The sequence below is a fragment of the Mucilaginibacter sp. P4_E8 genome (assembly GCF_056401495.1).
Genome location: NZ_JBFUJG010000006.1, coordinates 14,162 through 36,698, shown reverse-complemented (window position 1 = coordinate 36,698; position 22,537 = coordinate 14,162). Strand labels below are relative to the sequence as shown.

General features: G+C 43.3%; 15 protein-coding genes. 14 read left to right on the top strand and 1 reads right to left on the bottom strand.

Features of this window, described 5'->3' with window-relative positions; all coding sequences use genetic code 11:
• Positions 1–11: 11 nt before the first annotated feature.
• The 11 genes from AC1DRQ_RS04205 to AC1DRQ_RS04155 all read left to right on the top strand — a co-directional run bounded on the left by AC1DRQ_RS04205 (position 12) and on the right by AC1DRQ_RS04155 (position 14,072).
• Positions 12–1,928 carry a RagB/SusD family nutrient uptake outer membrane protein gene (locus AC1DRQ_RS04205; RefSeq protein ID WP_477422364.1) on the top strand — a complete coding sequence of 639 codons (1,917 nt, stop codon included), beginning with the start codon at positions 12–14 and terminating at the stop codon, positions 1,926–1,928.
• 41 nt (positions 1,929–1,969) lie between these two features.
• The gene (locus tag AC1DRQ_RS04200; protein WP_477422362.1) at positions 1,970–3,205 is read left to right on the top strand and encodes a DUF4959 domain-containing protein; all 1,236 of its coding nucleotides are present in this window, start codon (positions 1,970–1,972) and stop codon (positions 3,203–3,205) included.
• 15 nt (positions 3,206–3,220) lie between these two features.
• Positions 3,221–4,444, top strand: coding sequence for a DUF4998 domain-containing protein (locus AC1DRQ_RS04195; RefSeq protein WP_477422360.1), 1,224 nt, complete (start codon positions 3,221–3,223; stop codon positions 4,442–4,444).
• A gap of 82 nt (positions 4,445–4,526) precedes the next feature.
• Positions 4,527–7,487 (top strand): glycosyl hydrolase 2 galactose-binding domain-containing protein, encoded by a 2,961-nt coding sequence (locus AC1DRQ_RS04190; RefSeq protein WP_477422358.1) that lies wholly within the window; start codon positions 4,527–4,529, stop codon positions 7,485–7,487.
• 32 nt (positions 7,488–7,519) lie between these two features.
• The gene (locus AC1DRQ_RS04185; RefSeq protein WP_477422356.1) at positions 7,520–9,160 is read left to right on the top strand and encodes a glycoside hydrolase family 43 protein; all 1,641 of its coding nucleotides are present in this window, start codon (positions 7,520–7,522) and stop codon (positions 9,158–9,160) included.
• A 48-nt stretch (positions 9,161–9,208) separates the two neighbouring features.
• A complete protein-coding gene (locus AC1DRQ_RS04180; protein ID WP_477422353.1) occupies positions 9,209–11,488 on the top strand; it encodes a glycoside hydrolase family 3 N-terminal domain-containing protein in 2,280 nt (759 codons plus the stop codon).
• Positions 11,489–11,555: 67 nt separating this feature from the next.
• Complete coding sequence (locus AC1DRQ_RS04175) at positions 11,556–11,861, top strand: hypothetical protein (protein WP_477422351.1); 306 nt, start codon at positions 11,556–11,558, stop codon at positions 11,859–11,861.
• 24 nt (positions 11,862–11,885) lie between these two features.
• Complete coding sequence (locus tag AC1DRQ_RS04170) at positions 11,886–12,299, top strand: Crp/Fnr family transcriptional regulator (protein ID WP_477422349.1); 414 nt, start codon at positions 11,886–11,888, stop codon at positions 12,297–12,299.
• A gap of 78 nt (positions 12,300–12,377) precedes the next feature.
• Positions 12,378–13,091, top strand: a complete 714-nt coding sequence (locus AC1DRQ_RS04165; protein WP_477422347.1) for a hypothetical protein — start codon at positions 12,378–12,380, stop codon at positions 13,089–13,091.
• Between the two features lie 90 nt (positions 13,092–13,181).
• Complete coding sequence (locus tag AC1DRQ_RS04160; RefSeq protein WP_477422345.1) at positions 13,182–13,403, top strand: DUF6965 family protein; 222 nt, start codon at positions 13,182–13,184, stop codon at positions 13,401–13,403.
• Between the two features lie 87 nt (positions 13,404–13,490).
• Complete coding sequence (locus tag AC1DRQ_RS04155) at positions 13,491–14,072, top strand: Crp/Fnr family transcriptional regulator (RefSeq protein ID WP_429395511.1); 582 nt, start codon at positions 13,491–13,493, stop codon at positions 14,070–14,072.
• A gap of 58 nt (positions 14,073–14,130) precedes the next feature.
• Here the strand turns inward: AC1DRQ_RS04155 and AC1DRQ_RS04150 are convergent, their stop codons facing one another.
• Entirely contained in the window at positions 14,131–15,561 is a 1,431-nt protein-coding gene (locus AC1DRQ_RS04150) for an amidase (RefSeq protein ID WP_429395514.1), read from the bottom strand.
• Positions 15,562–16,334: 773 nt separating this feature from the next.
• On the opposite strand from AC1DRQ_RS04150, the gene AC1DRQ_RS04145 reads away from it, so the two are divergent.
• From AC1DRQ_RS04145 to AC1DRQ_RS04135, 3 genes are all read left to right on the top strand, one after another.
• Positions 16,335–19,469 carry a SusC/RagA family TonB-linked outer membrane protein gene (locus AC1DRQ_RS04145; RefSeq protein WP_477422342.1) on the top strand — a complete coding sequence of 1,045 codons (3,135 nt, stop codon included), beginning with the start codon at positions 16,335–16,337 and terminating at the stop codon, positions 19,467–19,469.
• Positions 19,470–19,496: 27 nt separating this feature from the next.
• Positions 19,497–21,275, top strand: coding sequence for a RagB/SusD family nutrient uptake outer membrane protein (locus AC1DRQ_RS04140; protein ID WP_477422340.1), 1,779 nt, complete (start codon positions 19,497–19,499; stop codon positions 21,273–21,275).
• 138 nt (positions 21,276–21,413) lie between these two features.
• Positions 21,414–22,517, top strand: coding sequence for an endo-1,4-beta-xylanase (locus AC1DRQ_RS04135; protein ID WP_477422338.1), 1,104 nt, complete (start codon positions 21,414–21,416; stop codon positions 22,515–22,517).
• The last annotated feature ends 20 nt before the right edge of the window (positions 22,518–22,537 follow it).

The following is a 22,537-nucleotide window of genomic DNA, read 5'->3' as shown; positions in this document are numbered from 1 at the left end:
ACTGAATTACTATGAAATTTAAATATAGAATTTTATGCCTGCTGGCGGTAATGTTTGTCGGCAGCTCCTGTAAGAAATACCTGGACGTGGTACCTCCCAACGTAGGAACAATAGATTATGCATTCAGAAGCAGGAACGAAGCAGAAAATTACCTGTTCACCTGCTACTCTGTGCTCCAGCAACAACTAACCGACCTGAATAGAAGCCCGGGTAACACCACATCCTCAGAACTTATTTTTCCGCTCAACCTACAGAGCAATCCTATCGATATTACAGGCTATAGCCTGATCACCGGTACACAAAATACCGGAAATCCGGGTCTGGATTTTTGGGATGGCACAGGAAATGGGATCGCGTTGTTTCAGGCGATCAGGAAATGTAATACCATGTTGGAAAATATAGATAAGCCGCTCGATCTCACCGCTCCGGAAAAAAAACGCTGGATCGCTGAAACCAAGTTCCTGAAGGCCTACTATAATTATTACCTGTTCCGGATGTACGGTCCGATTCCAATAATTGACAAGAACCTGCCGGTTGAAGCCTCAACTGCCGATGTTAAGGTTAAACGGGCATCTGTAGATGAGGTTGTTAGCTATATTACCGGCTTGATGGATCAGGCCATACCGGATCTTCCGTTAACTATCGAAAATCCGGCAAAGGAACTCGGAAGATTAACGAAGCCCGCGGCAATGTCTATCAAAGCAGAATTTTTAATGACTGCAGCAAGTCCGCTATTTAATGGAAACAGTGATTACACAAACTTTAAAGACAAAACAGGGAAAGCTCTTTTTCCTGCAGCTTACGACCCGAACAAATGGCAAAAAGCGCTTGATGCATGTAAAGCCGCGGTGGAAACATGTGAATCGGCCGGACTTCACTTAAACACGAATTTTGTACCGGCTCCAGGCGTGACCAACCTTTCTGATTCCCTTAAACAGGTCTTAACTTTTCAAAACGCGATAACTGAAAAGTGGGATACCAACCCGGAGCTGATCTATGGGCTTAATAATGACTGGCATGGTCAGGAGTATTGTATTCCGAGACTAACAGAAAAAGCCAACCAGAACGACGGGCAGAACCCGGCTTATTTTGCGGTGCCAATTTCGACCACTGAGCTTTTCTATACCAATAAAGGAGTTCCTATTGATGAGGATAAAACATGGGATTATGCTGATAGGAACCAGTTGAGAACAGGAGATAAAGCAAATTTCTACTACATCGAACAAGGATATCAGACAATCAAAGCACATTTTGACCGGGAGCCCAGATTTTATGGCAGCATTGGATTTGATGGGGGTATTTGGTTTGGTGACGGAATTTTAGATGGCAATAACGCACACTTCGTAGCCGCCAGAGGAGTTACCGCGGTCGCTGGTCCAAAAAATCCGCAGAAAAGCAATATTACCGGCTATTGGCCTAAAAAACTGGCTAATTACCTTACCGTATATGATGATGGTTTTAACTGGGTAACCTATACCATGCCGGTAATGCGTATGGGTAACCTTTACCTGCTGTATGCCGAAGCGATCAATGAAGTGAACGGCCCTACCGCTGAAGCAATTTCCTATATCGACCGCGTAAGGGCAAGGGCAGGCCTTGACGGTGTGGTAAATTCCTGGTTAAATTATTCCAAAAACCCATCGAAGCCCGCCTCAAAAGAAGGCCTGAGAACTATCATCCACAGAGAACGCCGCATAGAATTATGCTTCGAAGGTCAAAGTGGCTGGGATTTGAGGCGCTGGAAGGAACTGCAGGATGTGCTGAGTACGCCTTTGAGGGGATGGAGTATCAATGAGGGTCAGGCCGTAAATTATTACCGCGCGAGAAACGTTGAAATCCCGGTTTTCAATACGAGGGACTATTTATGGCCATTATCAAATACTGCAATTGTAGTAAACGACAACCTGGTCCAAAACCCTTACTGGTAGAATTGATTGCTAATGATTTCAAAATAAATCTTAAATAAAATATGATGAGTAAATATATATTAAAGCATATCTTCCTGGTAGGTTTTATGCTTGCGCTCCTGGTAGCTTGTATGCCATCGTGTAAAAAGAACGATGGTTACAGGGAACCCGAATCAAACGACAAGACCAAACCAGGGCCGGTTTCAAATGTCAAGGTCAGGAATTTTAAAGGCGGTGCGGTTTTAACATATGCATTACCGGCAGATGAAAATCTGTTATACGTGGTAGCAGATTATAAGATCAACGGCAAAACTGCCCGGCAAACAAAATCCAGTTTCTTCCTGGATACGATTACCGTTGAAGGTTTTCAGTTTAGTAAGGATTATACCGTTACGCTTCACGCTGTAACCAGATCGAATATCCAGTCAGACCCCGTAACGGTGACCGTTCACCCAGATACGCCTTATTACCAGTCAATCCGAAAGTCATTGAAACTTGCGGCAGATTTTGGTGGTATCAATATTTCGACATTAAATAAGGATAAGAAATCCGTTGGTATCAATTTGTTAACCATCGATCCGGTGGACAATAAATTTGTTATCAATGACCAGCACTATACGAATATAGATACAATTGATTATGCGGTAAGGGGGTTTGCAACTAATCCGACCAAATTCGGCGTATATATCACAGATCAGTTCGGTAATGTTTCTGATACTTCGATAGTTACACTAACCCCCTTGTTTGAACAGGTACTTGACAAAAAAGCATTTTTTGTTTATGCTCAGCCCAGCGATGGCTTTATTGGTTATGGTGGGGTGATGAACTATTTATGGGATGGTGAAACACTGGAGCCACCGGGATCGCCGTGGCAAACTACCGTTGGTAATACTTACAGAAGGGCGCAGGGGACATTCGGACTGGGCCGCAGCTATAAATTGAGCCATTTTGTAATGTATTGCAGGGGCTACGGCTATGCCAATCCAAAAGTATTTACCATCTGGGGTTCCAACAAAGATAAGCCACAGGATGCCGAAACAGTTGCCGGCAATAAGCCTGGTGCAGTAATCGGAGACTGGACAGTACTGGGTGTTTACCGCTTCCCGGATCCGCCTTCTGGCCTCGCCCAGGGATCAACGAATAACGCCGATCAGGCCTTTATCAATAAAGGAGTGAGTTTTGATGTGCCATTTAGTAGCCCCAATGTAAAATATGTAAGGATTGTGGTAGATGAAACCTGGTTTGGGCTCCATTACACCTATTTGGAAGAATTGACACTTTATGGGGTTCCACAATAAATAAACATGAAGGAAATGAAAATCATTATAAAAAATATGCTATGGCTGTTCTTATTGGCAGGTATGGCGGGTTGTTCAAAAAAGAATGATAATTATAAAGCACTTATAAAAGGTGGTGAAATCCATTACCCGGGTGTGATCAGCAACCCTGGCTATCTCGCAGGAAATTTGCGTACAATGGTGAAGTTTAATCCTGGTCCCGATCCTAAAATAGCCAAATATGTGATTTACTGGAATAACAAGCAGGACTCTCTGTCCCTGGCCGCAGTAAGTCATGATCCCCTGGATACTGTAAAGGTTTTAGTGCCTGGACTAAAGGAAGGGACGTATAATTTTAACATTTATTCTATTGATACCGACGGCAACCGGTCTATTATGACAACCATTAATAGCGTAAGGGTGTATGGTCCTGTATACCTGAGCGGATTATTTAACCGGGGCTATAATGCCGATACACCTTTCGTTGTTAATTTCGCTACGGGTAATGTACAGTTAAAATTCAATGCTCCTGACTCTATTAACCTTAAGACAGTCGTTAGGTATATTGATAATACCGGTAAAACTAATACCGCAATTCTAAGACCCGATAGCAACACCATCACACTGATTAATTATAAGTTTGATACGGAGGTGACTTATCAGTCGAGTTATATTCCGCTTAGAGGGGCAATTGATACGTTTACGGTAGCCAGTGTAAGTGCATTCCCGCATATCAGCCGGGTAGGCGACATTACCAGCTTTTTCATTAAAAATGCCGGAAATCCATTTTACAGGAGCGATAGCGGCACCGGCAAATGGGGACTGCCTAAAGACTGGCAATATAACACCAATGTGTTAAACCAGGATGGGGGTAAAGGAGGAGGCTGGTCAACCGATTGGGGTGGCGTAATCCATTTCGAATCAAAAGACTGGAGCGGTGATGGTGTTACAAACGGGAAAGTTTATCAAACCATCACTTTATCAGCCGGTACATACGCCCTTGATATTATAACCCAGGGACACGGCGGTACGCTGAATGCCAATGAAGTTGTAGCTGCGGGAACAAGCCTTCCGGATATTGATAATTTGAACAGTGGCAATACGCTGGCCCTATATCATGCCGATCAGGATCATATCGACGGAACCCATACCCTGTCATTCACGCTTACACAGAAAACCACAATTACTTTCGGTTGGGTGGTCAGCACACAGTCAACAACTTATCTTCAGTTTAAACAAGTTGTTCTTAAAAGTTTATAATAATACATGCTGCCCTGGAAAGAAACAGGGCAGCATTTACTACCATATTAATCCCAAAGGTTCTCATACTTTAAATTTAAAAATGTTTAATCACTACAAAAGAAAGATCCGGCTAATTATAGTTATTGCTGTCAATGCCATGTTTATTTCCAGCTCATTTGCACAGTCGAATGAGGTTTCGCTAAATAGTTCCAGAGAACAAGTATGGCGGTTACGCGCAGAGACTGAAGTAAATAAAGCTGACAATATACATACAATCGATTGCAAAGCGGAAAATTGGGTCCAAGCCATCGTACCAGGTACGGTATTCGCATCTTACGTGGCAGCAGGGTTGGAGAAAGACCCCAATTTTGGGGATAATATTTACAAAGTAGATAAGACAAAATATGACCGGAATTTCTGGTACCGGACAGCATTTATGATCCCCTCATCCTATACCCAAAAACACATTTGGTTGAATTTTAGGGGGGTGAACCGCAAGGCGGATATTTACCTGAACGGAACACTGCTGGGCAGTTTGGATGGCTTTATGCAGCAGGGGCGGTTTGATATTACCGAGATTGCCAGCCGGACTGCAAAAAACGTATTAACAGTGCTTGTTTCGGTTCCGGTACAACCGTTAGCCAATGTGGGAAGTCCAAACYATGTGTCGAGCGCAGGATGGGACTGGATGCCTTATGTGCCAGGGCTAAACTCTGGGATCACAGACAATGTTTACCTAAGCAACACTGGAGCGGTAACAATTAAAGACCCATGGATCAGGGCCAGCCTGCCCACCAATGCCAGGGCGGATATATCTATTGCACTTGACGTTAAAAACAATGCCCCAACCCCGCAAACAGCCATGGTAGTAGGCGTAATTACACCGGGTAATATTGAGTTTATCAAAAAGATCAATATCGATGCCAAAGGAACCACGGAAGTTAAACTTACTAAACAGGAATTTAGGCAGCTCATGATCAACAGCCCCAAACTCTGGTGGCCCAATGGCTATGGCGAGCCTAACCTGTACAACTGTAAATTAAGTGTGCGTGTGGGCAATGAGACATCTGATGTCAGGAATATAAGTTTCGGTATTAAAAGATATAGTTATGATACACTGGGCAGGGTACTGCACCTGGCCATCAACGGTACCCCGGTATTTATTAAAGGGGGCGACTGGGGTATGTCTGAATATATGCTGCGGTGCCGTGGAAAAGAATACGATACCAAAGTGAGGTTACATAAAGAAATGAATTTTGACATGATCCGGAATTGGATAGGCTCTACTACGGATGAGGAGTTTTATGATGCCTGCGATAAATATGGCATCATGGTATGGGATGATTTCTGGCTGAACGCGAACCCTAACCTGCCGGCAGATATCAATGTATTTAATGCCAATGCGATAGAAAAGATTAAACGGTTCAGGAACCACCCGTCAATAGCGGTGTGGTGCGCAGACAATGAGGGCTGGCCCGAACGTCCGTTAAGTGCCTGGCTCAAGGAAGATCTGGACACTTTCGATGGCGGCGACCGGTATTACCAGCCTAATTCTCATGCCGAGAACCTCAGTGGCAGTGGCCCCTGGGACGCGAAAGACCCCCGGTATTATTTTACCGCGTATCCAAGCGGTTCTGGTGGCAATAAAGGCTGGGGTCTACGTACGGAACTGGGTACCGCGGTGTTCGTGAATTTTGAGAGTTTCAAAAAGTTTATGCCAAAAGAAAACTGGTGGCCCCGTAACGACATGTGGAACCAGCATTTCTTTGGCCCACTTGCCTTTAATGCCGGCCCGGACAGTTATGATCAAAGTATCGCGATAGGTTATGGTGCGCCGAAGGGTATAGAAGATTATTGCAGAAAAGCCCAGTTTGTAAACCTGGAATCAAATAAGGCGATGTTTGAGGGATGGCAAGACCATATTGGCGAAGATGCCTCGGGCCTCATGACCTGGATGAGTCAGTCTGCTTACCCTTCAATGGTATGGCAAACGTATGATTATTACTACGATTTAACAGGTGCTTACTTCGGTGCAAAAAAAGCCTGTGAACCATTACATATACAATGGAACCCGGTTGATAACGCCATCAAGGTTATCAACACCACCCGCGCTGATGCCGAAAGTTTAACCGCTACAGCAGAAATTTATAATATGGACGGAAAGTTGGTAAGCCATTACAGCGATTCGAAAACAATAGATGCGCCATCAAACAGCGCTACGGAATGTTTTAAACTGAAGTTAAGCGAATCTAAAGCCAACCTGGCGCTCAATAAACCGGTGTACGCCTCGTCATCAACCAATGGCGACCCGGGCGCAGTTAATGATGGCAACAATGGCACGCGCTGGGCCAGCAGATCAAACGACGATGAGTGGATTTATGTTGACCTGGGTAAAGAGGAGGTGGTGAACGGCGTGGGCCTTAACTGGGAAGATGCTTATCCTAAAACCTTCAAGGTACAGGTGTCAAATGATGCCAAAAAATGGCGTGATGTGTATGTAACTAACGAAGGCCGCCCCGGCGAACAGCAAATCGGTTTTGTTGAAAATACCGCACACTACGTGAGGGTGCAGGGGGTGGAACGTGGAACTTATTGGGGGTATTCCTTATGGAACTTTGAAGTTTATCAGGGCGATGTAGCCAGCGAAGGCCTGTCAGATGTGCATTTTATCAAGCTTAAACTAACCGATAAAGCAGGGAAGCTGGTATCCGATAACTTTTACTGGAGAGGCAACAAGCGCAAAGATTATTCGGCACTGAGCACTTTGCCAAAGGTTGATCTGAAAGTGAGTTACAAAACGGTTAAAAGCAATAGCAAGTATTTCATGACCGCGCAAATCACCAATCCATCATCATCGGCAGCGGTGGCATTCGGCATAAGGGTGCAGGCTATCAATGCACTAAGTGGCGAACAGATCCTCCCTGCAATTATTAATGAAAACTATTTCAGTCTGCTGAAAGGGGAAACAAGGACCGTAAGGCTTGAATTTGATGCCGGCTTGATAAATCAGGGCAACATCAGGTTGTCGGCAGAAGCCTTCAATAGCAACACACACCCTTAATAGGGAAACAGGAACGATATATTAATACGCCTATGAAATCAATTACAGTGGCTGGAATATTAAAGGCCGAAACCAATTGTCTTTACAATATCTGGTATCATTTAAGGCCGGCGTTTTTACTTATGTGTATTTTATTAAGCTGCCCGTGTGCCGGTATCGCGCAAACAAATTCGCCGCCAGCGTGGGGAGATCAGGGGAATGGTACCTTTAAAAACCCTGTTATCAATGCTGATTACTCTGATCCCGATGTAATTAAAGTTGGTGACGATTTTTATATGGTTTGTTCTGATTTTCATTACATGGGTATGCCGGTATTGAAATCGAAAGACCTGGTAAACTGGACGATCATTGGGAAGATCTATAACCGTCTTGATATCAACAGTAAATATAATACCATGGAACGATATGGCGGAGGCAGCTGGGCGCCATCTATCCGTTTTCATGACGGCAGGTTCTTTGTTTATTTCTGCACGCCGGATGAGGGGCTTTACATGAGCACCACGGCAGATCCTTCTGGCAAGTGGTCTGCGCTTACTGAAATCAAAAGAATAGGTGGCTGGGAAGACCCGTGCCCTTTCTGGGATGATAATGGACAAGCCTACCTGGGTCACAGCCGGTTAGGGGCAGGCCCGATCATTATTCATAAAATGAGTAAAGATGGTAAACATCTCCTGGATTCGGGTAAAGTTGTATATGAAGGCCCTACATCCGAAGGAACAAAGATCTATAAGCGAAAAGGGTTCTATTATATCATTATACCTGAGGGTGGAGTTGGTACCGGGTATGAAACGGCCCTTCGCTCAAAAAATATATATGGGCCGTACGAACGAAAAATTGTGCTTGAACAAGGTACTACTTCCGTGAACGGGCCACATCAGGGCGGTTTTGTAGAATTACCGTCGGGAGAGTCATGGTTTATGCATTTTCAAGGCGTTGGGGCTTTGGGCCGGGTCTGCCATCTGGAGCCTGTGTCATGGATTGATGACTGGCCACTGATGGGGATAGATATCGATAAAAATGGAATAGGAGAGCCGGTTAGCATATTACAGAAACCCAATATTAAAACATCGGGGCCAATCTTACATATCCAGACATCTGATGAATTCAATAAGAAAGATCTTGGCTTGCAATGGCAGTGGAATCATAACCCTGTGGATAGTAACTGGTCGTTAACCCGAAACGCCGGGTATCTTTCTTTGAAAGCAATGCAGGCGCTGAAAAACAAGGAGGCGAAAAACACGCTTACCCAAAAACTAATGGGAAATTCCGGAACCGTTACAACGATGCTCAACACGAGTCAAATGAATGTTGGACAAAGGGCCGGATTGTGCCTTTTCGGACAAAATATCCACGAGATTGGGGTGATGAAGACAGATAGCGGTTTGTATCTGTATGCCGATAATAATGGTGAACAGGTTACCGGGGAAAAAGTAAACGGTAACCGGGTATTCCTGAGATTAAGACTGGATCTGCCGGCCAATCATAATTTTTTGGAATACAGTTTCGATAATAATAAATTTTATAAGCTGGGACTTGAATGCGAATTATCAGGTAACAATTACTGGAAAGGCGCGCGACCCGCACTCTTTTCTTACAATATAACAGGTAACTCCGGCACAGCTTTGTTTAATTGGTTCCACTATGTTCATGATGGCCCTAATGATCCTGAATAATTGATCAATCGCTTTAACAAAAAACAAAAAAGATAACAATTGAGTGTGATGAAAAAACAAAAACTGATATTAATAATCTTGCTCCTTTTAAGTAGTTCGGTGGTAAACGCGGTAATACAAAAGAAACCTGATACGCTATTGTACAAAGATAAAAAGCAACCCATTGAAAAGCGGGTTGACGATTTGTTGGCACGAATGACCTTAAAAGAAAAAATCCAGCAACTGCAGAACAAGCCGGCAGGAAAAGCCGACGAAATTGAAAAGATCTTTAAAGGTGAGAGTTATGGCTGCACCCATGAAATGAGTATGAGTGCCGCCGACTGCGCCGATATGTACCAGAAATTGCAAACGTATATGCTGACCAAAACCCGTTTGGGCATACCTATTCTAACTGCAGCGGAGGGCATAGAAGGGATATTGCAGAATAATTGTACGATTTTTCCCCAGGCTCTGGCACAGGGAAGTACTTTCAATCCAGCGCTGATTCGTAAAATGACGGCGGCGGCGGGATCCGAAGCGGACGTTATCGGTATACACCAGATCCTTTCCCCAGACCTGGATATAGCAAGGGAACTTCGCTGGGGGAGGGTAGAGGAAACCTATGGTGAAGATCCATACCTGATCGCGGAAATGGGAACAGCATTTATCAACGGCTATCAGCAATATCACATCACCTGTACCCCCAAGCATTTCCTGGCTCATGGTTCACCTTCAGGTGGATTGAATTGTGCAAGTGTTAGTGGCGGCGAAAGAGAATTGAGAAGCCTGTATATGTACCCTTTCAAACGGGTAATAGCTGAAACGAATCCATTGTCTTTAATGTCCTGCTATAGTTCATACGATGGTGTAGCAGTCAGTGGCTCAACTTATTATATGACTGATATGTTAAGGGGGGAGTTGGGTTTTAAAGGATATGTTTATTCAGACTGGGGATCGGTTGAACGCCTGGAAACCTTTCATCATGAAGTTGGTAGCCAGGAAGATGCCGCTAAAAAGTCTTTGATCGCCGGAGTAGATCTGGATGTCTATGGCGCATATGAAACGTTAGAACGTATGGTTAATAACGGCAAATTGGATCTGAAATACATTGATCAGGCAGTTCGCAGGGTTTTATCCGTTAAGTTCAGGCTGGGTTTATTTGATAATCCGTTTGGAAGTCCTGCGAAAGTGCAAAAGGTAGTACGGAGCGCAAAAAATATAGGCATTTCAAAAGAGGTAGCGGATGAAAGCGCGGTGCTTTTGAAGAATGATAATCACATCCTACCCCTGAATTTATCCAAATATAAATCAATCGCTTTGGTAGGTCCAAACAGCGATCAAACGGTTTTCGGCGATTATTCATGGACACAAAGGGATAGTAAAGAAGGCATAACGCTTTTACAGGGATTAAAAGCGGTGGTTGGTGATAAGCTGCAGATAAACTACGCACAAGGTTGTGATTGGTGGAGCCAGGACAGATCTGGCATAGCAGCAGCAGTAAAGGCGGCAGAATCAAGTGATATAGCCATTGTAGCTATCGGAACACGTAGTACGTATCTTGGTCGGGGTCCCAAAAATTCCACCGCCGGCGAAGGGTTTGATCTGTCCTCTCTGGAATTGCCTGGTGTTCAGGAAGATCTCCTCAAAGCGATTAAGGCAACAGGAAAACCGATGATCGTAGTATTTATATCGGGTAAGCCACTTGCAATGCCCTGGGTTAAAAAAAATGCAGATGCAGTACTTGTACAATGGTATGGCGGGGAAATGCAGGGCAGGACAATTGCAGACATTTTAACAGGAGTTGTCAATCCATCCGGAAAATTAAATGTGTCTTTTCCAAGAAGCACCGGGAACAGTCCATCTTATTATAATCACTATGCTACAGATAGAAATGAGCCGTTCGACCGGCCAGGCACTCCGGAGGAACCGGGCGGGCATTATATTTTTGACAGACCTGATCCATTATGGGATTTTGGGTTTGGATTAAGTTATTCTACTTTTAAATATATCAACTGCCATGTGGCTGACAGCGTTCTTTCTGCAAAGGACACGATTTCTGTTGATGTCAATATAGCAAATACCGGGAACCGGGATGGAAAAGAGGTAATTCAACTTTACATTAAAGATAAAGTAAGTTCGGTGGCAACACCTGTGCAACAGCTCAAAGCATTCAAAAAGGTGTTGATCAAAACGAATGATCAAGTGAAAATTACGCTAAAGGTTCCTGTATCGGAACTTGGTCTTTACAATGAACGCATGCAATATGTCGTAGAGCCTGGGGAATTCGAGGTTCAAATCGGAAATTCGGCAGACAACATATTTGTCAGTAAAACGGTGGTCGTCAAATAAAAGCGTCATTCGTAACAATTGTTAACATTGCGGAGCGGCTGAATCATTTGATTTCTGCCGCCCTGCAATGATCGTTTATGTGACCTTATTAAGGAGCAATGCATCGGATGCGATTGAAAGGGTGATGATGTCGAATCCAAAAAAAGATACTGCTTCAGATAACCGGAAGAAGAATGATTTTAGAATACCTATCTTGTTTCCCGGAGACAGGAACAAAGCCGGTTATTTGATGAGTAAAGAAACGCTTATCCATTTTTTTCATAGTACCAACCTGGTATCTTTATCCATTGCCAGGGAGATAGCTGAACAGTTTACCGCTAAGACGATTACTAAAAAACAGTTTTTGCTTTCAGAGGGAAGGATCGCGGATTAATACTTTTTCCTGGAAAAGGGTTATATGCGAGCGTTCGCACACGATACAGAAGGCAATGAGGTGACATCAGGGTTTTATTATCCGGGACGGGTAGTGTTCGAGGTCTCTTCGTTTTTCAGCCGTGTACGGTCAAAGGAAAATATAGAGGCGCTGACAGATTGTGATGGCTTGCTGATCACTTATGCGCAGTTAAATGAACTTTTTCATGCTTTGCCTGAATTCAGGGAGTTTGGCAGGGCCATGCTGGTCAGAGGGTTTACGGAACTGAAAAGCCGGATGCTGGCCACAATCACGGAAACAGCAGAGGAGCGCTATGCACATTTGCTGCGGTCGAACCCGGAGATTTTTCAGCATGCACCTTTAAAAACTATCGCTTCTTACCTGGGGGTCACAGATACATCGCTCAGCCGGATACGTAAGGAGTTCTCTAAAAAATAATAAGCTGCTCATTTCTTGTCATTTGGCAAGAGTTGGTCACCTTTTTCTGATTTCCTTTGCTTTATAAATAAATAAGTAATGGAACATTTACCACATTATATTAGCATCGTATTTATTATAACTACGATTATTACCTTGGGGCTGCTATTCAGAGCCGCCCACTATTCAAAAACTGTAATTGTCATCAGTTTATTATGGCTGGCCGCACAGGCTGCAATCAGTTTAACGGGGTTTTATACTGTAACTACCGGAGTGCCACCAAGATTTATGCTGTTGTTAATGCCGTCAACTATTTTTATCGTATTGGTTTTTTTAATAAAAAGGGGAAGGGTTGCAATAGATAGTTTCGATGCTAAAACCTTAACGCCGCTCCATATTGTTAGAATACCGGTGGAACTCACCTTATTTGGCTTATACCTTCACAAAGTGATACCCGAAGTAATGACATTTGAGGGAAGGAACTTTGATATACTTTGTGGATTAAGCGCTCCGTTTGTTTATTACTTTGGCTACATCAAAAATATACTGAGCCCCAAAATATTGATAGCGTGGAATGTCATCTGTTTATTACTGCTGGCAAATATTGTGGTTACGGCCGTGTTATCAGGACCTTTTGCCTTTCAAAAGTTTGCTTTTAATCAGTCAGATTTCGCATTACTCTATTTTCCTTTTGTATGGCTTCCCGGGTATGTGGTTCCTATCGTATTGTTTGCGCATCTAACTACAATAAGGCAATTAATGAAAAGTAATAAACCTGTACTGGCAATTGACCCACAGCGGAACGCCTATTAACAAACCGGAACTCCTGCCGTCGTTCAAATTTGTCTGGAGGTATTTTGTGAATCGGGAATATTTTGTAGCAGGCTTTTCTATCTTTGCGGCATGACAGATGAGGAGATTGTCGAGTATTTTAAGACAGCAATATTACCAGATATACTTCGGTTAGACAGGGCGAGTACACAGCATGATGTTAAAGAATATGTTCCCAGAAATATCGAACTGATACTGAGCAATCCTAAGAATACCGGGGCAAGGCACCGGTTATTGCAGATCATCAATGCGCTGGAGCATCCGTATGACGGACCGGGGATCCCGGGCAAGTAAGGAATACCTGCCAGATTGATAGACTATTCATATTAGGTGTTAGAGCCGTTAGCTATATCTGTTGCATTTCTTTAGCTTTGTTTATATATGTTTAAGGTATTCGAAGCGTATTTGCGTCAAAAAGTAACAATTTCAGATGAAGAGCTGGAGTTGATCCGTGCAGTAAGCGTGGAAAGGAAATTGCGCAAATGGCAGTCAATACTGCATGAAGGGGAGGTGTGGCGTATCACTTGTTTTATTGCGAGTGGCTGTTTCAGGCTGTACCGGTTTGGAGAGGATGGTACTGACCATACGCTGCGATTTGGAGTAGAAAACTGGTGGATCAGTGACCAGGAAAGCTATAATCACGAAAAACCTTCTGAATATAATATTGAAGCATTAGCCGCAAGTACGGTACTCATCTGGACGAAGGATAAATGGGAAGAATTGATGAAAACGATCCCCGCACTGAAGCTGTTTAATGAACAGCTGTTGGCCAGGGGGTATGAAACCAGCCAGCGAAGGATCTTTTCCCTGATCAGTTACTCTGCGGAAGAGAAGTACCTGGATTTTCAGAAAACCTATCCAAGCGTTTTTAACAAAGTCCCTTTGCATATGGTAGCTTCCTACCTGGGTATATCGCGGGAAACATTGAGCCGGATAAGGAAAGATTTCACGAAGCATCATTAAAATACAGCCTCTCGGAGCAATTCCGGGAGGCTGTATTATTTAATCAGGACTTTTTGATTTAATCGATAGGATGCATACCATAAGCTTCGCTACCGGTCTGTATCTGCTCGCCAAGTGCAAGTATCGTTGCTTCATCAAACCACCTCGAAACAAGTTGCACGTTGATTGGCAATCGCTCAGAACTGATGCGAACTGGCACAGAAAGAGCAGGCAAACCGGTCATATTAAAAGGAGCTGTGGCGGCCATCACATGGTATGGAGAAACGGCTATTCCGTTAACCATATATTCCTGCAGGTTATGCCCCGTCGCGGTCATCGGGTTAACAGGGCACAATAATACATCGTATTTTAAAAAGTAACCCGCAAAATGACTTCTAAGCTCTTCTATCTTCGCTTCGGCTTTCACATAATCATTTGCTGCAAGCAGCGGGTAATCCATCGTAGCCTTCCCAATAAAATGCAGCTCCGATTCGCGTCCTTTGGTGAACTGCTGCATATAAGGAACCAGTTCTCCATAAAGCACATTGAAGTATGGCGTCAGCCAGTCGGTGTTTTCCATGAAAGGAAGGCGTACCTCCTCCACATCATAACCGGTTTCATGAAGTAGTTTGGCAGTTGCAGCAATAGCGGCTGTAATCTCGGGATCTACTGGTCCGAAGGCGGTATCTGATACCCAGCCTACACGGATCTTTTGACCTGGTATCCTGAAAGTGGCTGGCGCCGCGTCTTTGGCGAAGATGCTATAGCCGTCAAATCCATCCGCTCCGTTAATGATCGAGTACCCCAATGCAACGTCGCGAACAGTACGGGCCATTGCCCCAATATGCCAGAATCTGCTTAAAGCCTGCGGGAAGTGGCCGGTATAAGGTACACGACCATGAGTAGCTTTTAAAGCGGCAATACCTGTGAATGCCGCCGGACCGCGAACGGATATGGCCACATCGCTGCCCAGACCAATCGGAGAAAGGCCGGCAGCAATTACTGCTGATTCACCGCCGCTTGAGCCGCCAGGGGTGCGATCCGGGTTCCACGGATTGTTGGAGCGGCCAGTAACCAGGTTATCCGATTCCCAATGGGCCGAAAACTCAGGAAGATTAGTTTTCATCAATGGGATGGCCCCTGCGTTTTTCATGCGGGTAACCACGGTTGCATCTTTTTCGGGAATAAAATTTTCAAAGATTTTAGAGCCGCGCTTTGTGGGTATACCGGCTGTATCAATCGCATCCTTGATAGAAAATGGTACACCGTGCAGCGCACCTAATTTATCTCCGTTGCTTACCGCCTTGTCTGCAATGGCTGCTGCTTGAAGCGCCTGTTCGCCCATTAGGGTAACAATTCCGTTTATTTTAGGATTTATTTCGGCAATACGGTCAAGGTGGGCCTGTACAACCTCAACCGAAGATATCTCTTTAGTACGGATCAGTTTGGCGAGTGTAGTTGCCTCCTGGTAATAGATGGGGTCTGTTTTACTGTTCAATTGATTTTTCATATTCTTTGTTTTTACGATTAAAATATCTGCACTTATACTATCAAGTGCCTGAACAAAAGTGAGCGCGGAAGGCCAGCGGAAACGAAGCTATATGACACAATTTGACGTTGACATTTGTCACGCTTTTTGAGATAAGCACATGCCCGGGATCATTTCTTACCATTTGGCAAGATCACCGCCTGTTCCGGCCGGTTTATACTATGGCAGTTGATTCCCCATGCCCCAGACCCATCCAAAATAAAACTTCCAAACAACCACAAAACGTTTTCTTCATTCCTGAACTGTCTTTACCATTTTAATTGGACGTCTCTTCAACGGCGAGTTTAAGTTTATGAATTATATGCAATCGATTGTGCAATTGTGTTAATAAATAGCCACTCATCATGTGTTTACAGGAAATTTTACTGCTAAAATGATTTCCATTTTTATCATTCATAAAAATAAAAAGGTTCATTTTTTTTAAATAGTTGCAGCTTATTAAGCTAATGGTTGAATTTTTGAAAATAAACTGATTAAAATATTTAATTCTTTTTAAATCTTTAAATTTTGTGCAATCGATTGTATTTTATTCTATTTTTACCTTAACCAGTTAGCGCTTTGATTTTCTAATAATTAAGCAGCGATCTTTTTTAATTAAAGGCTTATATAAATTATGGAACCAAGGTTACAGATTATGAAGAAACTCACCTGCAGGATATACCAGTTGTATGCAATTTATTACCCCTGCATAAAGTGATCAAAAATTTAAAACTAAAACCAATTCTTAAATCAATATGAAAAAACAACGACTCCTTATGAACTGGAAAATGCTGGCACTACTCCTATGCATGAGTGCATTTTCCATGTCGCTTTATGCACAAACCAGAAAGCTAACAGGTACGGTTACCGATGATAAAGGCCTGGCCCTTATTGGTGCAACTGTAAAATTAAAATCTGCTCGTTTAGCAACATCAACTGACGCCAATGGTAAGTTTTCATTTAACGTGCCCGCTAACGAAACGGCGATCATAGTAACTTACCTGGGCTATGTAGATCAGGAAGTGTTCATCAACGCGTTAAGCGATAATATAACCATAAAGTTATCAGCTAATGCACGCAGTCTGAACGATGTTATTGTAGTAGGTTATGGTACGCAGCGGAAAAAGGATGTAACAGGATCTGTTGCTTCCATTAGTGCCGCAAGCCTTCAGGAAGTACCGGCCCCAAACGTTGTTGATCAGCTTAAGGGCCGTGTTGCCGGGCTGGATATTACCAGCACCAGTACAACGCCGGGTGCTGTAGGGCAGATCCGTTTACGTGGTGAGCGTTCGTTTGCTACTTCAAATACCAATGCCAATAACCAGAACGGCCCGTTGTTCGTAGTTGACGGTATTCCGTTAATTGGAGGTAGCCTTAATGATATTAACCAGAATGATATAACCAGTGTTGATATATTAAAGGATGCGTCGGCAGCAGCTATTTATGGTTCCAGGGCATCTGGTGGTGTAATTATCATTACTACTAAAAGGGGTAGAGCGGGTAAGGCAGTAATAAGTTATGATGGTTATTACGGAATTAGCCGCATTACAGACGAATATCCTTTAATGAATGGCGCTCAGTTTGCAGCTTTTAAGCGCGAGTCAATTGCCGGGAACTCCAGTGCTTCATCTCCTAATTCTACTGCTTATCCGTTTACCCAGGCCGAGCTGGCAGGTATTGATAATGGCACCAGCACAGACTGGCAGAAATTTATTTTCAGGACAGGGTTTGCTACAGACCATCAACTAAACATCTCTGGCGGGAACGAAAGTACCCAATTTTCTATCAGTACGGGTTATCATAAGGAAAAGGGTGTACAATATGGCCAGGACTTTGACCGTGGTTCATTACGTGCAGCTATTGATCATACCGTTAGTAGCCGTATCAAAGTTGGTTTAACTACCTTTCAAACGTTAACCCACACCAATGGCGCAAATTTGTTTCCATTATATAATACTTCAACCATAAGCCCCTTAACTGCCCCATATAATGCAGATGGTTCTATTAATTTACTGCCCATGACCGGCTCGGTTGATCAGCCTAACCGGGTAAATCCATTGACTATCAGAAATCCAAGTATCCAGAATCTTAATCGTAAATTATATTCTTTTAATACGTTATATGGAGAAGTTAAGATCATTGATGGTTTAAAATACCGGTTTAACGCTGCTTTAACTTATGGCCAAAATCAGGGTAATAACTATTCGCCTGTAAATACAACTTATAACACAGCCACCTCACCATCACAAACAAATGAAAGTGTTAATAATAATGAGAATTATACCTGGCTGCTTGAAAACATATTAACGTACGATAAAACCTTTGGTCAAAAGCATCATTTAACTTTTACGGGCTTATACAGTACAGAAAAAGACCACAGTCAGGGCTTACAGGTATATGGTGTAGGTATGCCGGCAGATTATCTGCAAAGTTATAACCTGTTCCTGGCCAATCAGGTAAACTTTTCATCAACCAATCAACCCAATTTTGCCGACAGGGGGTTAATATCTTATATGGCACGGGTAAACTATGCCTTTAATGAGAAATACCTGTTAACCGCTACTGTAAGAACCGATGGTTCATCCGTATTGGATCCAAAACACCGCTATTATACCTATCCCGCATTTGCCTTGGGGTGGAATATTGACCGGGAAGATTTTATGAAGAATGTAGGCTTTGTGAACTCCCTGAAATTGAGGGCGGGTTATGGTGTAACTGCCGACCAAAATGTGAGCCCCTATCAAATACTGGGTAATTTAAGCAGCAATGCATACAATTTTGGTACAAACGGACAAAATGGTTACCTGGTAACCAACCTGTCAAGTACATTAAAATTTGAGCATACCAATAACTATAACCTCGGTATTGATTTTGGTTTATTTAATGACCGGCTTACCGGTGCTATTGATGTATACCAGCAAAAAACGTATGATATTTTGCAAGTACAGTCTTTGCCACCCAGTAACGGTGCAGGTTCTACTACAGTTAATGCCGGTAATTCCAAAGGTAAAGGTTTAGAAATTTCATTAAGCAGTATCAACATCAGAAGTGCGGGAGGCCTCAATTGGAGCACTGATTTCAATATTGCTTTTGCCCGAAACTCTATTGTATCATTACATGACAACCTACAGGCCGATGTAACCAACGGTTGGTTTGTAGGACAGCCTTTTAATGTAATTTATGATTACAAAAAAATAGGCATCTGGCAAACCAGTGAAGCGGCCCAGGCTGCTACCTATGGTCAAAGGCCGGGTCAAATAAAAGTTCAGGATGTAAACAATGACGGAAAGATCAACGCCAGTGATCTGCAAATTTTAGGTAGTTACCAGCCTAACTATACAGCTGGTTTAACAAACAGGTTTACTTTTAAGGGCTTTGACCTGTCGTTTGTGACATTTGCCCGCATGGGTCAAAAAGTAGCGGTTACCTATCTTGGTTCTGATTCCGGTGCACAGGGATATCCGTTCTTTAACCAGGGCAGGGTGAACCAAATAAACGTAAACTACTGGACACCTACTAACCCAACCAATGATTTTCCTCGCCCTGATGCTAACTTAAGTGGTGCTACTTATGCCTCTACTTTACAATACAGGGATGGCTCATTTATTAAAATGCGCAGCATCAATTTAGGATATACTTTTACAGGTGAGTCTATGAAAAAAGCCGGTTTCCGGTCACTGCATATTTACGCTACCTGTACCAATCCATTTATCGTTTACTCGCCACTTGTTAAAAGCGGTTTAGCGGTTGACCCGGAAGGTAATGGTTATGGTAACCAGATCCCTGGTGCTTCCAGCTTTTCAGCAGATGCTTTGGGCCGCGCGGTTACCGTAGGGTTAAACAACCCAATGATCCGCACTTTTCAACTGGGTGTAAATGCAAAATTTTAGTCACACATACATAAGTTCGATAGAGATATGAAATCATATAAAAAAATAGCTGTTTTGCTTACAGCGCTGGGTGTAATAGGGGTGTCTGGCTGTAAAAAAGTGCTTGATCAAACCCCTAAATCAAATGTTACGCCAGATGTGCTTGCATCTGCGGGAGGTGTAATAGGCGGTATTACAGGTGTGTACTCCGATTTGCGTAACCTGTGGGGAACCGAAGGATTCCTTTACTATACAAATTTGGGTGTAGACGAAACACTGGCAGGTGGCGGTGCATCCAACGGTGGAGTTGCTTTTGCCACTTATAAAAATTATACCAACAACGTTGCTGATGTATATAATGCACTCGGTGGTGTTTTTAATATTGCCTATCAGGATATTAACACCCTTAACGGGGTATTGCAATACGGGCCGGCTGCCTTTGCCGATGTGCCTACCCGTACGGCATATTTGGCACAGGCCAAGTTTTTAAGGGCCTTCTATTATTTTCACCTGGTTCAAACTTTTGGTGCGGTGCCATTGCACACTACATTTATTAATACGGCTACCTTGTCAGATTCACGTGCGCCCATTGCAGCTGTTTATGCGCAGATGATTAAAGATCTGACCGAGGCATCAGCAGAACTGCAAAATAAACCCGGTGATAACGGATCGCCTTTTGCCGGCCACGCTGCTACTAAAGCAACTGCGTTATACTTGTTATCAAAAGCTTATTTAACCAGGGGCTGGTCAAGCGCGGCTCAGCCAACCGATTTTCAAAATGCTTTAACAACGGCTCAAACATTGATCAACACTAAAGGAACCTATGGGGTTGATCTGTATCAAAATTATGCGGATTCCTACACTCCGGCTAATGATGTTACCAATAAAGAGGATTTGTTTGCCATTGAACACAGTACCGATACCAAATACGGCGACTTTACCCCTGGAGCATCCGGAGGTAAAATTAATGGCTGGGCTTATTTTTTCAGACCTAATTATCCTACGGTTACGGCTAATTATCCGGCAAGTACCGGTGCCAGCGTAATGACCCGTGATTTAACCAACGGCCGTCCTTTCTTCCGTGTTCGCCCTAATTATGATTACGTTAATAATGTGGCCTTTGCTGATAGGACCAATGATTACCGCTACTGGAATACGTTCCAGACAGCCTGGATAGCTAATACCGCGAATGTTACTACGCCAAGAGGAGCGCTTACCGTAGGCGCAGATACTGCAATATGGATGCCGCCTGCTGATCCGGGTGAAGCAAAAAGAGCCTCTTTTAAGGGCGTTGTCTTTTTGCCGCCAAGTGTTGCTGCCGGCGCTACCGGAAGCAATGCTAATGCAAGTAACAATACGTTCTTCCCTTCGGTTAAAAAGTTTGATGATCCTAACAGGCCAAGTGTAAATGATCCATCATCCCGTCCTGTTGTTTTGTTCCGCTTTTCAGAAATATACCTGATTGCTGCCGAGGCTGCCTTTAAGCTGAACGATCTTACTACCGCAGCTAATATGCTTAACGTTTTACGAACCCGCGCGGCCTTCAGAACTACCAATATGCCTGCTGATGCTGTTGCCAAAATGCAGATTTCGCCAGGACAGGTTACACTTGATTTTATACTGGATGAGCGTACCCGTGAATTATACGGGGAATCATTAAGATGGTGGGATTTAACCCGTACCCAATCACTGATACGTCGTGTAAAACAATATAACACAGAAGCCGGACCAAATATCCAGGATTTTATGACTTTGAGGCCGATACCTCAAACACAGATCAACCTGGTTACGCAAGGACCACCATTTCCTCAAAACCCCGGTTTCTGATAGCTATCATTAACCGCCTGACAAAAAGGGCTATGCATAAGTGTAGCCCTTTTTTGTTAGCTGTAAGTAAATGGGTTATAGTTTTTATCAAGATGAAATAACGAATAAGTGATTACGAGGTTATTAAAATTTAATACGATGTATCCACAACTAAAATCTTCAAAACTATTTGTATGTATCCTATTGTTTTTGAAAATAAATAGTATTGCCGTTGCTCAACCTAATTCGCCGGTAGCTAAGGGATTAAAGGGTTATTATGCCCGGTATTTTCCTATGGGCGTAGCTGTATCGCCGCAATCACTAAAAGACCCGAAACAGGAAGCATTGATCCTGAGACAGTTTAATAGCCTGACGCCGGAGAATGCTATGAAAATGGGACCCATACATCCCGAAGAGGACCGTTATTACTGGAAAGATGCAGATAGTATTGTAGCTTTTGCGCAGGCACATGGTTTAAAAGTTCGCGGTCATAATCTTTGCTGGCATGAGCAAACCCCAAAGTGGCTGTTTTATGATAAAGACGGTAAGCTTGTTACCAAAGATGTATTACTTAAAAGCTTAAAAGACCATATAGATCATGTGGTTGGCAGGTATAAGGGTAAAATATATGCCTGGGATGTAGTGAACGAAGCCATTGATGATGATAGTACCCGGTTTTTGCGAAACTCTTTATGGTACAGGATCTGCGGCGAAGACTTTATTTTTAAAGCGTTTGAATACGCGCATGCGGCCGACCCAAAAGCCGTTCTGTTCTATAACGATTATAATACCGAGCGTCCCGAAAAAAGGGAACGGGTTTATAAATTATTAAAAAAACTGCTTGATGCTAAAATTCCCGTCAATGCTGTTGGCTTACAGGCTCACTGGTCAATTTATGAACCTCAGGAACGGGAGCTGATCGCTACTATTGAAAAGTTTGCCTCACTGGGAATAAAAGTGCAGATAACGGAACTGGATATGTCGGTATACCCATGGGAAAAACAAGCCCGGGGCTTGCGCGATGGTGAATTGAGCACGTTTACGCCCAAAATGGAACAAAAGCAAGCAGATCAGTATGCTATGGTTTTTAAGGTTTTCAGAAACTATAAAAGTGTTATTTCAGGAGTTACCTTTTGGAATATATCTGACAAGCATACCTGGCTGGATACCTATCCGGTACGGGGCAGAAAAAATTACCCGTTATTATTTAACCGAAATCTCGAACCTAAAAAGGCTTACTGGAGTGTAGTTAATTTTAAATGATAATCAATAAATCGGCATAT

Coding starts and splice junctions, on each gene's coding strand:
- AC1DRQ_RS04205 (WP_477422364.1), top strand. CDS start 12: ATGAAATTTAAATATAGAATTTTATGCCTGCTGGCGGTAATGTTTGTC.
- AC1DRQ_RS04200 (WP_477422362.1), top strand. CDS start 1,970: ATGATGAGTAAATATATATTAAAGCATATCTTCCTGGTAGGTTTTATG.
- AC1DRQ_RS04195 (WP_477422360.1), top strand. CDS start 3,221: ATGAAAATCATTATAAAAAATATGCTATGGCTGTTCTTATTGGCAGGT.
- AC1DRQ_RS04185 (WP_477422356.1), top strand. CDS start 7,520: ATGAAATCAATTACAGTGGCTGGAATATTAAAGGCCGAAACCAATTGT.
- AC1DRQ_RS04180 (WP_477422353.1), top strand. CDS start 9,209: ATGAAAAAACAAAAACTGATATTAATAATCTTGCTCCTTTTAAGTAGT.
- AC1DRQ_RS04175 (WP_477422351.1), top strand. CDS start 11,556: ATGATCGTTTATGTGACCTTATTAAGGAGCAATGCATCGGATGCGATT.
- AC1DRQ_RS04170 (WP_477422349.1), top strand. CDS start 11,886: ATGCGAGCGTTCGCACACGATACAGAAGGCAATGAGGTGACATCAGGG.
- AC1DRQ_RS04165 (WP_477422347.1), top strand. CDS start 12,378: ATGGAACATTTACCACATTATATTAGCATCGTATTTATTATAACTACG.
- AC1DRQ_RS04160 (WP_477422345.1), top strand. CDS start 13,182: ATGACAGATGAGGAGATTGTCGAGTATTTTAAGACAGCAATATTACCA.
- AC1DRQ_RS04155 (WP_429395511.1), top strand. CDS start 13,491: ATGTTTAAGGTATTCGAAGCGTATTTGCGTCAAAAAGTAACAATTTCA.
- AC1DRQ_RS04150 (WP_429395514.1), bottom strand. CDS start 15,561: ATGAAAAATCAATTGAACAGTAAAACAGACCCCATCTATTACCAGGAG.
- AC1DRQ_RS04145 (WP_477422342.1), top strand. CDS start 16,335: ATGAAAAAACAACGACTCCTTATGAACTGGAAAATGCTGGCACTACTC.
- AC1DRQ_RS04140 (WP_477422340.1), top strand. CDS start 19,497: ATGAAATCATATAAAAAAATAGCTGTTTTGCTTACAGCGCTGGGTGTA.
- AC1DRQ_RS04135 (WP_477422338.1), top strand. CDS start 21,414: ATGTATCCACAACTAAAATCTTCAAAACTATTTGTATGTATCCTATTG.